The sequence below is a fragment of the Streptomyces sp. NPDC048507 genome (genome assembly GCF_043199995.1).
GTDB lineage: Bacteria > Actinomycetota > Actinomycetes > Streptomycetales > Streptomycetaceae > Streptomyces.
Genome location: NZ_JBICWZ010000001.1, coordinates 449,892 through 461,722 on the forward strand (window position 1 = coordinate 449,892; position 11,831 = coordinate 461,722).

10 protein-coding genes are annotated in these 11,831 nt (G+C 74.9%); 5 read left to right on the forward strand and 5 right to left on the reverse strand.

The genetic code is table 11. From position 1 onward, the window contains the following. Positions 1-63: 63 nt before the first annotated feature. Positions 64-876 carry a TIGR02452 family protein gene (locus ACGFXC_RS02070; RefSeq protein WP_393708552.1) on the forward strand — a complete coding sequence of 271 codons (813 nt, stop codon included), beginning with the start codon at positions 64-66 and terminating at the stop codon, positions 874-876. A gap of 18 nt (positions 877-894) precedes the next feature. On the opposite strand, the gene ACGFXC_RS02075 is transcribed toward ACGFXC_RS02070, so the two are convergent. Next, positions 895-1,359: a type II toxin-antitoxin system PemK/MazF family toxin gene (locus ACGFXC_RS02075; protein ID WP_393708553.1), complete on the reverse strand. Its 465-nt coding sequence runs from the start codon at positions 1,357-1,359 to the stop codon at positions 895-897. A 185-nt stretch (positions 1,360-1,544) separates the two neighbouring features. Here ACGFXC_RS02075 and ACGFXC_RS02080 point away from each other — a divergent pair, with 185 nt between their 5' ends. Further along, entirely contained in the window at positions 1,545-2,132 is a 588-nt protein-coding gene (locus ACGFXC_RS02080; protein ID WP_393708554.1) for a hypothetical protein, read from the forward strand. Between the two features lie 141 nt (positions 2,133-2,273). Beyond that, entirely contained in the window at positions 2,274-3,731 is a 1,458-nt protein-coding gene (locus ACGFXC_RS02085; protein WP_393708555.1) for a cellulose binding domain-containing protein, read from the forward strand. Here the strand turns inward: ACGFXC_RS02085 and ACGFXC_RS02090 are convergent. From ACGFXC_RS02090 to ACGFXC_RS02105, 4 genes are all read right to left on the reverse strand, one after another. After that, positions 3,715-5,049: a pyroglutamyl peptidase gene (locus ACGFXC_RS02090; protein ID WP_393708556.1), complete on the reverse strand. Its 1,335-nt coding sequence runs from the start codon at positions 5,047-5,049 to the stop codon at positions 3,715-3,717. The two genes, ACGFXC_RS02085 and ACGFXC_RS02090, sit on opposite strands and share 17 nt — an antisense overlap. A 226-nt stretch (positions 5,050-5,275) precedes the next feature. Further along, positions 5,276-6,739 (reverse strand): amidase, encoded by a 1,464-nt coding sequence (locus tag ACGFXC_RS02095; RefSeq protein WP_393708557.1) that lies wholly within the window; start codon positions 6,737-6,739, stop codon positions 5,276-5,278. 102 nt (positions 6,740-6,841) lie between these two features. After that, the gene (locus tag ACGFXC_RS02100; RefSeq protein ID WP_393708559.1) at positions 6,842-7,537 is read right to left on the reverse strand and encodes an alpha/beta fold hydrolase; all 696 of its coding nucleotides are present in this window, start codon (positions 7,535-7,537) and stop codon (positions 6,842-6,844) included. A 74-nt stretch (positions 7,538-7,611) separates the two neighbouring features. Beyond that, positions 7,612-8,892, reverse strand: a complete 1,281-nt coding sequence (locus ACGFXC_RS02105; RefSeq protein WP_393708561.1) for an MFS transporter — start codon at positions 8,890-8,892, stop codon at positions 7,612-7,614. Positions 8,893-9,169: 277 nt separating this feature from the next. Here ACGFXC_RS02105 and ACGFXC_RS02110 point away from each other — a divergent pair, with 277 nt between their 5' ends. Next, positions 9,170-10,165, forward strand: a complete 996-nt coding sequence (locus ACGFXC_RS02110; protein ID WP_393708563.1) for a LacI family DNA-binding transcriptional regulator — start codon at positions 9,170-9,172, stop codon at positions 10,163-10,165. A 278-nt stretch (positions 10,166-10,443) separates the two neighbouring features. Further along, on the forward strand, positions 10,444-11,643 hold the full coding sequence (locus tag ACGFXC_RS02115) for a thiolase family protein (protein WP_393708565.1): 1,200 nt from the start codon (positions 10,444-10,446) through the stop codon (positions 11,641-11,643). The last annotated feature ends 188 nt before the right edge of the window (positions 11,644-11,831 follow it).

Below are 11,831 nucleotides of genomic sequence, written 5' to 3' on the forward strand. Positions count from 1 at the left end.
CTACCCGTGCCCGGAGCACAAATGCCTTTGCCGCCGAGGCTGCTCGCGCCCGAGGATGGCGCGGTGAGCAGCAGATTGCGTGAGATCGCGCGGGAGAACGCGATGATCTTGGCGGCCGGGGAGTACCGGACGCGGACGGGACGGCCGGTCTCCCTCGCCGCCGCCCTGGCGGAAGCCAAGGCCGGAACCAGGATATATGGGCCGAACCGGGTCATTCCAGACAGAGGGGCCGTCGGTGGTACCCACCGCACGGCGTTCGAGGTCACGGGGGAGAGCAGCACGGTCGCCGCGCGTCGCCTCGCCGCGCGGGGCCCCGTCGCCGTCCTGAACCACGCCTCGGCCCGCAATCCCGGGGGCGGTTACGTGCGCGGGGCCAAGGCGCAGGAGGAGGCCCTGTGCCGCGCCTCGGCGCTCTACGAGACCCTCCTGGAGGCCCGGGAGTACTACGAGACCCACCGCGCGGGGAGGAGCACCTTCTACACCGACCGGGTGATTCACTCGCCCGGGGTGCCGGTCTTCCGCGACGACCGGGGCGACCTGCTGGAGACCCCGTTCCGGGCCGGCTTCCTCACCTCCCCGGCACCGAACGCGGGCACGATCCGCCGCCAGGAGCCCGAGCGGGCCCACGAGATCCCCGCCGCCCTGGCCCGGCGGGCCGAGCGGATCCTGGAGGTCGCCGCCCTGCACGGTTACGGGCGGCTCGTCCTGGGGGCATGGGGGTGCGGGGTCTTCCGCAACGACCCGGCGCAGGTGGCGCAGGCCTTCCGCGCCCTGCTGACCGGCCGCTTCGCGGGCACCTTCGAGGAGGTCGCGTTCGGCATCCTGGACCGCGACCCCGCACCCCGCCGGGCCTTCGAACGGGCCTTCCCGGCCTGAGGCGCCGCCGCCGGGCTGCTACTGCCAGCCGTAGCGCTCGCGCAGCCGCTCCGTGACCAGGCGGAACCGCAGGGGATCGAGCGCGCAGGCCTCGCGGCGCATGCCCGCCTCGTGGACCCGCAGCACCCGGTCCAGGTCCACCCAGGACTCCCGGCCGGCGCCGTCCCACGGCCCGGAGCCGATCGCCACCCACTCCCGGTCGGCGTCGTGCCGCTTGCTGGAGAGCTGCACGGCGAGCAGGGTGTGCCCGCCGGCCTCCCGCGCCACCACCAGCACCGGCCGGTCCTTGCCGCGCCCGTCGTTCTCCTCGAAGGGGACCCAGGTCCAGACGATCTCCCCGGGGTCGGGATCCCCGTCCGGATCGGGGGCGTACTCGGTGCGCACGGGGCCGATGGCCAGCGGATCGGCCTCGACGGTGGCGGCGGAGCCGTCCCGCCCCGGTTGCTCGACGTGACCGTTGCCGTGATGCGAAAGTGCCGTCATTGCGCGGAGATTACTGGCTTTCCGCCCCCGGCAACACAGCCGCCCCGATCACGCTCCGCACCGAACGCCCGTCCGGGACAGGTTGCCCGCCGGTGGCGATGCGGCCGGATCCCGGGACACGGCGTTCGCGGGGGTGGTGTGTGCGTGCCGCGAAGCGGGTGTTCGGGGGCTGGCATGATCGGGGGGTGCAAGGGGGTGCGGGCGGGGTGCGGGTGGCGCGGGGGATCACCGACGGGCTGGAGCCCAGGACGTGGATCCTCGGCGTGACGGTGCTCACCGGGTGGCACGCCGCGGGAGCCGCGGGCGTCGGGTGGGGGGCGTTCGCCGCGTTCTTCTGCGGGGTCGTTCCGATGCTGTGGATCCGGTGGGGGCAGCGGCGCGGGTACTGGGGGGACCGGCACGTGCGGCGCCGCGAGGACCGGCTGATCGTGCTGCCCGGAGTGATCGTCTCCGTCGTCGCGTGCATCGGCGGCCTCGTGCTCCTCGGAGGGCCCCGCGAGGTGACGGCGCTCGTCGTGGCGATGCTCGCGACGGTCGTGGCGATCCTGGCGGTCACCACCCGGTGGAAGATCAGCGTGCACACGGCCGTCGCCGCCGGGGCCGTCGCCGTCCTGGCCCTCGCGTACGGGCCCGGGCCGCTGGCCGCGTACGTCCTGGTCGCCCTCGTCGGCTGGTCGCGGGTCCGGCTGCGGGACCACACCCCCGCCCAGGCGGTCGCCGGGGCGGGCCTGGGCACGGCGGTCGCGGGGGCGGTCTTCCTCGCCCTGCGCTGAGGCTTAACGCCGTCCGATCGCTCCCTTAAACGGAACCTAAGGTTCGCCGGGCTGGGGCGGGAAGCGGTGATTGTCCGTTGTGTGCTGGCTAGCGTGCTGCCGGAAGTCAACTCCCCGCAGCACAGCAGAGGCAGGCACGTCATGGGCAGCACAGTCGGTCACCGCCGCAGGACCAGCGGCCGGGCCAAGGCCACGGGAGCGATCGTGGCGGCGGCGGTGATCGGGGGCGCCGCCCTCGCGTTCACCGGGACCGCCCAGGCCACCTCGGTCGGCGCCGTCTACACCACCGCCGGCTCCTGGAGCGGGGGCTTCACGGGCCAGTACGTCGTCACCAACGGCACGGCCGCGCCCCAGAGCGACTGGACCCTGCGCTTCGACCTGCCCGCCGGCACGAGGATCGACTCCCTGTGGAACGGGACCCACACCGTCGAAGGGCGCGACGGGCGGCACGTCACCGTCCGGCCCGCGAGCTGGAACCGCACGCTGGCGCCCGGCGCGTCCGTCACCGTCGGGTTCGTCGTGAGCGGGGGGAGCGGGGCGGGCGGCTCCGGCGGTCCCACCGGGTGCCTGATCGACGGCGTCAAGTGCTCCGTCGACCAGGGCGCGACCCCGGTCCCCGGCGGACGGCCGACCGTCGTGCCGAGCACCGTTCCCACGGGGACGCCGGCCGCGAGCACGCCCCCCGCGCCCGTCCCGGCCCCGGGCGCCGGCGCGCGGTTCGCCCCGTACGTCGACACCTCGCTCTACCCCGCCCACGACCTCCTCGACACCGCCGCCCGCACCGGCGTGAAGGAGTTCCACCTCGCCTTCGTCACCTCGGGCGGCGGCTGCTCCCCGCTGTGGGGCGGCGTCACCGGCCTGGCGAGCGACAAGGTGGCCGCGCAGATCGGCGCGCTGCGCGCCAGGGGCGGCGACGTCCGCGTCTCGTTCGGCGGGGCCTCCGGCCGCGAGCTGGCCCTGAACTGCGCGAGCGCCGACGACCTCGCGGCGGCGTACGGGAAGGTCATCGACCAGTACCGGCTCACCAAGGTCGACTTCGACATCGAGGGCGCCGCACTGCCGGACACCGCCGCCAACACCCGCCGCGCGCAGGCCGTGGCCCGGCTGCAGAAGTCCCACCCCGGCCTGGACGTGGCGTTCACCCTGCCAGTGATGCCCGAAGGGCTGACGCAGCCGGGCGTGGCCCTGCTGGCCGACGCCCGGGCGAACGGCGTACGGATCGACAGCGTCAACATCATGGCGATGGACTACGGCCCCGCGTACGCCGGGAACATGGGCGAGTACGCCGTCCAGGCGGCGACCGCGACCCAGGCACAGCTCAAGGCAGTGCTCGCACTGTCCGACCGGGCCGCCTGGCAGGCCGTCGCGGTGACCCCGATGATCGGCGTCAACGACGTCGCCACGGAGGTCTTCACGGTCGCCGACGCCACGCGGCTGGTGGAGTTCGCCGCGGCCAAGGGGATGGGGCGGCTGGCCATGTGGTCCGCAGCCCGCGACCGGCAGTGCGCCGCCGGAGCCCTCGACCACGCCGACCCCACGTGCAGTTCGGTCCTCCAGCAGCCGCTGGCCTTCACGAAGGCCTTCAGCGCCCTGCGCTAGAAGATCGCAGGACGGCCAGGACCTGCGTCGTGATGGCGGCCTCGGTGCGGTCGAATTCGGCCCCCGTGAGCTGCGCGGGATCGGCCGGCAGGCCGGTCAGCACCGGGGTGTGCAGGTGACCGCCCGGCAGGCCCGGGCGCAGTTCCAGGCGCAGGCGGTTGGAACGGTAGGCGACCTCGTTGGAGAGGTAGCCGCCGCCCCCGCCCGCCACGGCGCGCGAGCCCGCGGTCGGACCGTCCGCACGGTCGACCGGGATCGTCCCCCCGGCGGGGATCTCGCTGACGGCGGTGTTCAGGCGTACGGGATAGGGCGCCTGGACGGAGGTCATGGCGTCGGTCGGCAGGCTGGTCCGCAGGAATTCCGCCCCCGGGCCCATCCCCGGCGCCGTGACGGGGTGGTCGTACGTGCCGCCCGAGAGGGCGTTCGCGTTGTCCGGGTACGGGTCCGCCGAACGGGCCCGGCCCGCCCAGGCCTCCAGGGTGAACAGCCCGGGGTAGCCCTGGCTGATGCTGGTGATCATGTCGGCGGAGCGGGGCCCCGCCGCCAGCCGGGGTCCGTAGGCGCGCTCGACGATCCCGGCGTCGAAATCGGCGTAGCGGACGGGCAGGACGACCGCCCGGAACTCGGCGACCGTTCCGTCGGCCAGGGTCGTGCGGCGGCCGTTGAGCTGGAGGGCGGCCGAGCCCGACGGGTTGGCGCGGCGCAGTTCGGCGTCGAGTCCGAAGGGGTCGAAGCCGCTGACGAAGATCCGCCGTACGCCCGGGGCGGCGCGGAACTCGTTGGCGGTCAGACCGCGCGAGGCGTCCTCGAACCGGGACTTCAGGGCCGCCCGGTCGACGGGGAACGCCGGCTGCCAGCCGGCGAGCCGGACCGTCATCGCCAGCCGGGCCCAGTACAGCGGCCGGTCGTCACCGGCGGCCAGGTCCCCGCCGGGGCGCCGGCCCTGCGCCCGGTCGACGGCGGCCTGCCAGAGCGCCTCGCCCCAGGCGTCGAGGAGCCGCTCCGCTCCGACGGCGTCGCGCGCGCTGCACAGGGCGGCCGGGAAGCGGCGTACGAAGCCGTCGAGTCCGGCCCGTTCGGGGAACGCGGCGGTACGGGGATCCGCGAGGCGCCGCTGTTCCGGATCCGGCGCGGGTACGGAGTCCGCGGCGACGGCGCTCCGGCAGCCGGGTGCGCCGTCCTGCGCCCGGGCGGCGACGGGCGGGAGCGCGGCGGTGATGCCGAGCAGGGCGGTGGTGAGGGCCGCGCGGAACAGGAGGCCGGCGCGCGTGACCGTGCGGCGCGGGGTCGTGCTGCCGCTGGAGACTGTCATGTCCATGCGATGTGACATTACACAGCACCCACCCCGCCCCGGAGGAGCAGATCCGGCCTAGGGGCTGTCGTCAAAGTCGTGTCTGCCCCGCGACACCCGGCACGCACTCTCGCCGCACCGGGCGAAATCCCGAGTACGTCCAGTACGAGGGCTTCCGCCCGGCACGCCGAGAGCACGCACCGGACGCCGCGGGGCCGCCCTCCGGGCTACGACACGACTTTGACGACAGCCCCTAGCGCACCGCTCCCGGCGGCCAGTGTCCGGCCCAGCCCTCGGCCGCCTCCAGCTGCGCCGCCAGGGCCAGCAGCCTCGGTTCGGCGTTCGCCGGACCCAGCAACTGCGCCCCCAGCGGCAGCCCGTCGGGGGTGAACCCGGCCGGGACGCCGACGCCCGGCCAGCCCAGCACGTTCCACGTCCAGGCGTACGGGCACGCCGCGATCATCGCCCGGTCCGTGGCCAGCGCCCCCAGCCCCGCCAGGGCGCCGATCCGCAGCGGCGGGGTGGCCGTCGTCGGGGTGAGCACCACGTCGAAGCGGCCGAACAGCTCCCCGACCCGGCGCCGCAGCATGCCCTCGGCCCGCCGCGACAGCCGCAGCGCCGCCCCGCCCAGCAGGCGCCCCGTACGGGCCGCCCCGTGCGTACGGGAGTCCAGCAGGGCCGGGTCCGGGACCCGGGACGCCAGCTCGCGCACCCCGGCCGTCGCGCGCGGTACGAAGAGCGGGCCGATCGGGCCGTAGCGCGGGTCCTCGGGGACCACCTCGTGGCCCAGCGCCTCCAGCCGCCCGGCCAGCCGTTCCACCGCCGCCCGCACCACCGGATCCGGGGGCGTGGCCGAGGCGGTGAAGGCCCGGCCGAAGGACAGCGCGATCCGCAGCCTCCCGGGCGGACGGGCAGCCGCCCGGGCGGCGCTGATGGGGGCGGGGCGGTACCGGTCACCGGGGGCCGGACCGCTCGCGGCGTCCAGGAGCAGCGCCGCGTCCGCCACCGTACGGGCCAGCACGCCGTTGACCGTGAGCCCGTGGAAGGCCTCCGGCTCCGGCCACGTCGAGATGCGCCCGCGCTGCGGCTTCACCCCCACCAGGTGGGTCCAGGCGGCGGGGATCCGTACCGAACCCGCCCCGTCGGAGCCGAGGGCCGCCGGCACCAGCCCGGCCGCCACGGCGGCGGCCGAGCCGCCGGAGGAACCGCCGGGCGTGTGGGCCGGGTTCCAGGGGTTGCGGGTCGCTCCGAAGGCGGGGCCCTCCGTGAAGGGCCACTGGCCCAGCTCGGGCGTGTGGGTCTTGCCGACGATGACCGCCCCGGCCGCGCGCAGGCGGCGTACCGCCTCGCTGTCGGCCCGCTTCGGCGGGAAGTCCCCGGCGCAGCCGAAGGCGGTGGGCTCCCCGGCCACGTCCATGTCGTCCTTGACGGCGACCGGCACGCCCAGCAGCGGCAGCCGTTCTCCGCGCGCAAGCCGCGCGTCGGCCGCGTCCGCCTCGGCCAGGGCCGCTTCGGCGCGGACGATCCGGAAGGCGTTGAGGGAGCTCCGGGTGGCCTCGATGCGTACGAGCGCCAGCTCCGTCAACTCCCGTGCGGTGACGCTGCCTCCGGAGAGCGCGGCGGCCATCTCCCGCAGGCCGACGGGCCCCTGCGGGCCGGGCGCGGCCCGCACCCCCGGCGCCTGCCCGCAACCGTACGCACGCGACGAGCCCGCCATCGGACTTCCCCCTTACCGGTCGGTAAGTAACGACGGTAAGGGGGGAGTCGGGGATGCGGAAGGGACCGGGGGTCCCGGTCACGGGGGTCCGGCCGCGCGGGTCTAGACCCAGCCCTCCAGCGAGGCCATGAAACCGTCGAAGTCGTCCCGGTGGATCGTGTGTCCCGCCCCCGGTACCGTGCGGACCTCGAACCCTCGCTCCCGGAGCAGCCCCGCCCGCTCGGGGGAGATCAGGAAACTCGGATCGGCCAGCTGGACGAGCGAGGGGACCACCGGCGCGGCGGGCATCAGGTCCCGGCCGGCCGGCGGGGCCAGGTTCAGCGCGGTGGCTTCGTCCCACAGCGCCAGCGTCCGCTCCTCCACCTCCACGTCCGCCGCGTCCCAGCGCGGGTTCATCGCCCGGATCCGCTCCCGGTCGGCGGTCTTGAAGGCGGCGAACAGCTCCGGGCCGAAGCCGGGTTCGGAGGAGGAGAGGTGCCAGGCCGGGTCGGAGTAGACCGCCCGCGCGGGTTTCAGCCGGTCCACGGCCAGGGACAGGGTCAGACCGCCCAGGGAGTGGCCGATGGCGAGCTCGGCGCCCGCGGGCAGGCTCTCCACGAGGTCGTCCGCGAAGAGTTCGGGGCGGTACTCGCCGCGCCCGCTGGCGCCGTGGCCGCGCAGGTCGACGGCGATCACCCGGTATCCGAGCCCGGCGAGTGCGGGGCCGACCCGGCGCCAGGTGCGGTGGTCGGCCATCATGCCGTGGATCAGCAGGGCGAGGCGGTCGCCCGCGCCCCAGGTCTGCGTGTGCAACCGCACGGTGGAGCCTTTCGGAAAAGGGGGGAACGAGGGAAGGGAAGGGAAAGGAGGACCAGGCAAGGCGGGGGCGGGCGTCAGCGGACCCCGCGGATCGGGCGGACGGCCAGCGCGCCCGCCACGGCCAGTACGGCGGCGACGCCGAACAGCGCGGTGTACCCGCCGCTCACCGAGACGATGAGCGAGGCGATGAACGGCGCGACGATCTGCGGTCCGGCGTTCGCGATGTTGAGCACGCCCATGTCCCGGGCCGCGTCCTCGGCCTTGGGGAGCACCATCGTGACCAGCGCGGTGTCCACCGCCATGTAGGACCCGAAGGCCAGCCCGTTGACCACGGAGAAGGCCAGCATCGCCGCCCAGCTCGTCGACACGGCCGGGATCACGAGCGCGATCGCCGACAGCAGGGCCGAGGCGCCGACGAAGAGCTTGCGGCGCTCGAACCGGTCGGACAGGTAGCCGCCCACGACGGTGGAGACCACCATCGCCACGCTCGACAGCGGCATCAGCAGGGCCACCGCCGACTCCGGCTCCATCCCGTCCGGCAGCACCGTGTGGTCCTGGAGGATGTAGAGCTGGTAGCCGCTCACCGCGAAGTAGCCGAGGACGAGCAGCGCCCGCCCGATGAACGCCCAGCGGAAGTCGTGGTCCCGAAGGGCGCCCGCGAAGGCCGCCAGCTGGGCCCGGACGGGCAGGGGCGCGCGGGCCGGCAGCCGTTGTTCCCGGGCGCAGGTGGAGAACAGCACTGCGGCCGCCGCCACCAGCGCGCCGAAGACGAGGTAGCCGGTGCGGTAGTCGTCCGAGAAGGCGGCGCCCACGAGCGCGCCGACGGCGGATCCGATGGGCAGTCCGAGACCGACGGCGGCCGAGGCCTTGCCCCGGGCGGTCATCGAGACGCGGTCGGGGACGACGGAGGTGAGGGCGGCCTGGTAGACGTTCATGACGGCCTGGCCGAGGCACCAGGCGATCGTGATGAGCAGGATGGTGTCGGCGAACCCCAGCAGGAACATCGCGGGCACCGCCGCGAGGCCGCCGCCGAGGATCCAGGGGTTGCGCCGGCCGCTGCGGTCGGACAGCGCGCCGGCGACCGGGTTGAAGACGGTCGCGAAGATCGCCGAGACCCCTGCGATCAGGCCGAAGTTGGCAACCTTGTTCGCCGGGTCAACGTCCTCGACCTGGAGCGCGAGCAGGACGCCCGCGACTCCGATGTAGAGCGCGTACATCGCGGAATTGCCGACGAGCAGCAGGGGCAGCAGCCCGCGCGTGGGGCCCGGTGCGCCGGGTCCGGCCGGTGCGGCCGAGGCGTCGGAGGTGGAGGTGGTGGCGGCGGCGTTGCCGGTGCCGGGGGAGGAAGGGGCCACGGTGCCCTCCTGGGCAGCGAGTGCGAGCGGGTGAGGGGGTGCGCGCCGGCCCGTCGCGACGGCGGGGGTGCGTCGGAGCGCGACGGGACGGCGGCACGGCTGGGCACGTACGTCGACACGTGCGGCGCCGCCCCGTGCGCAGGGGGAAGCAACGCCGCGGTTACCGGGTGTTGACGGTGGTTACACGTGTCAATGAATCGTGTAACCACTGTGTAGCACTCGATTCCGGCCATCCGCTAGACCCCGGCGTTGATCGGTCTGGAAAGATGCGACGGCAATGTCTGACTCAACGAACCCGCCGACCAGCGCCGACGTCGCCCGCCTGGCGGGCGTATCGCGCGCGACGGTCTCGTACGTGCTGAACAACGCCGAAGCCGTACGCATCAGCGAGCCCACGCGCCGCAAGGTCCACGAGGCCGCCGAGGAGCTGGGCTACGTCCCGCACGCGGCCGCCCGGAGCCTGCGCGCCGGGCACACCCGGATCGTCCTGCTGCCCACCTCGCACGTACCGGCGGGCCCGCTCTACAGTGCCTTCCTCAACGAGCTCCAGTGGGCGCTGCGCCGCCTCGACTACACGGTGGTGCAGTACGGCAGCCTCGGCCTCAGCGGTGACCAGGCCGCGCGGGCCTGGGCCGAACTGCGCCCGGTGGCGGTGATCTCGCTGGGGGAGACCGCCCTGTCCGCGCACAACGTCGCCACCCTCAAACGGGCCGGTGCCCGCGCGGTGATCACCCTGGGTCCCGTCGCGGTGCCGGGGGCGCACGCCCTCGTGATGGACCAGGCGGAGGTCGGTGCGCAGGCCGCCGCGCACCTCGTCGAACGGGGCCGGCCCCGGATCGGCGTGATCGTCCCGGAGGAGGACGGCCTGGAGCTGTTCTCCGGGCCCCGCCTGGCCGGAGCCCGGGCCGTGGCGGGCGCGCGGATCCGGCCGCTCGCGATGGCCTACACGGAGGAGTCCGCGGCCGCGCTGGCCGCCCGGTGGCGCACGCTGGAGCTGGACGGGGTGTTCGCGTACAACGACGAGTACGCGATGCTGCTGATGCGCGCCCTGCAGGACGAGGGCCTGCGGATCCCCGGGGACGTGGCCGTGATCGGCGCCGACGACCTGCTCCTCGGGCGGCTGCTGCGGCCCCGGCTGAGCACGGTCCAGATCGAGCTGCCCTCGGGCGACCACCTGGCCTCGCTCGTGGACCGGGCGGTGCGCGAGCCGTCGGAGATCACCCGGCGGCACGATCTGATGGCGGCGCTGGCGCTCCGCCGCGAAACCACCTGACGCGGCGGCCGCGGTCCGGCCGCCACGGCGGGCCGTTGACAGGCGGCGACGCGGCGGCGGAGACTGCGGGCGCGCCCCACCGGGCGCACCCGGCGCCCCGCCCCGGTGTCCGCACCACGTGCCCGGCCACCACCGTGGCCGCCACGGCGGTCGCGACACCGGTCGCACTCCGGTTGTGACTCCGGTCGCGAAACCGGTCGTGACTCCGGTCGCGACTCCGGTCGACCCACCGGCACCGCCGCGCCTCCACCCGTACGGATCCGCCCAGGAGAGACCCCATGAGCATCCGCACCGTCCGCGACGTGTACGTCGTCGACGCCGTCCGCACCCCCATCGGCAAGTTCGGCGGGGCTTACGCCGGGGTCCGGCCGGACGACCTGGCCGCCCACGTGGTGCGCGCCCTGGTGGACCGTACGCCCGACCTCGACCCGGCCCGCATCGACGACGTCGTCTTCGGCGACGCGAACGGCGCCGGCGAGGACAACCGCGACGTGGCGCGCATGGCGGTGCTGCTGGCCGGGCTGCCGGTGACGGTGCCCGGCGTGACCGTCAACCGGCTGTGCGGCTCGGGACTCGAAGCCGTGGTGCAGGCGGCCCGCGCCATCGCGCTGGGCGATGCCTCCGTCGCCATCGCGGGAGGCGTCGAGTCGATGACCCGCGCCCCCTGGGTGGTGCAGAAGCCCGAACGGGCCTTCCCCGCCGGGCACCAGCAGATGTGGTCGACCACCCTCGGCTGGCGGATGACCAACCCGCGCATGCCCGCCGAATGGGCGGGCTCCCTCGGCGAGGGCGCCGAACTGATCGCGGAGAAGCACGGCATCACGCGTGAGGCGCAGGACCTGTTCGCGCTGGAGAGCCACCGCAAGGCCGCCGCGGCCTGGACCGCCGGACTGTACGACGGCGAGGTCGTGGCGTACCCCCGTACGGACCTCCTGCGCGACGAGTCCATCCGCGAGGGCTCCACCCCCGAGTCCCTGGCCCGCCTGGGGCCGGCCTTCCGCGACGACGGTTCGGGCACGGTCACCGCCGGGAACTCCTCTCCGCTCAACGACGGTGCGGCGGCGCTGCTGCTCACCGACGAGGCGGGGCTGGCCGCCACCGGCCGCGAGCCGCTGGCCCGGATCGGGGTCAGTGCCGTCACCGGCATCGAGCCGCAGCTGTTCGGGCTCGGTCCGGTCGACGCGGTCGCGCGGGCGCTGTCCCGGGCGGGCCGCCGACTGTCCGACCTCTCCGTCATGGAGCTCAACGAGGCTTTCGCCGCCCAGGCGTTGGGCTGCCTCGAAGCCTGGCCGGAGCTGGACCCGGCCGTCGTCAACCCGCGCGGCGGGGCCCTCGCCATCGGCCACCCGCTCGGGGCCTCGGGGGCACGGCTCGCGGGCTCGGTCGCCCACCAGCTGGCGGCGGCGGGCTCGGGCGTCGGCATGGCGGCGCTGTGCATCGGCGTCGGGCAGGGCATCGCGCTGGTCCTGGAGCGCTGAGCCGCGTCGGGGGCGGGCCTTGGCCGTGGGGTGGGCCGCGGCGCGGGGAACTCCAGCGCGGGGAGCCCCGGCGTCGATCGTTTCCGGTCACGGGATCGCGTCAACTGCCCAATAACTGAACAGAAGTGGTGCCCCCCGTCTGGCACGATGGCGCGTGCTGCCGCCCCCCGCTCCGCCCACCCCCTCCG

Bases quoted from the DNA above. Each gene is read 5' to 3' on its own strand.
- ACGFXC_RS02075 (WP_393708553.1), bottom strand. From the start codon at position 1,359: ATGACGGCACTTTCGCATCACGGCAACGGTCACGTCGAGCAACCGGGG.
- ACGFXC_RS02085 (WP_393708555.1), top strand. From the start codon at position 2,274: ATGGGCAGCACAGTCGGTCACCGCCGCAGGACCAGCGGCCGGGCCAAG.
- ACGFXC_RS02090 (WP_393708556.1), bottom strand. From the start codon at position 5,049: ATGGACATGACAGTCTCCAGCGGCAGCACGACCCCGCGCCGCACGGTC.
- ACGFXC_RS02095 (WP_393708557.1), bottom strand. From the start codon at position 6,739: ATGGCGGGCTCGTCGCGTGCGTACGGTTGCGGGCAGGCGCCGGGGGTG.
- ACGFXC_RS02110 (WP_393708563.1), top strand. From the start codon at position 9,170: ATGTCTGACTCAACGAACCCGCCGACCAGCGCCGACGTCGCCCGCCTG.
- ACGFXC_RS02115 (WP_393708565.1), top strand. From the start codon at position 10,444: ATGAGCATCCGCACCGTCCGCGACGTGTACGTCGTCGACGCCGTCCGC.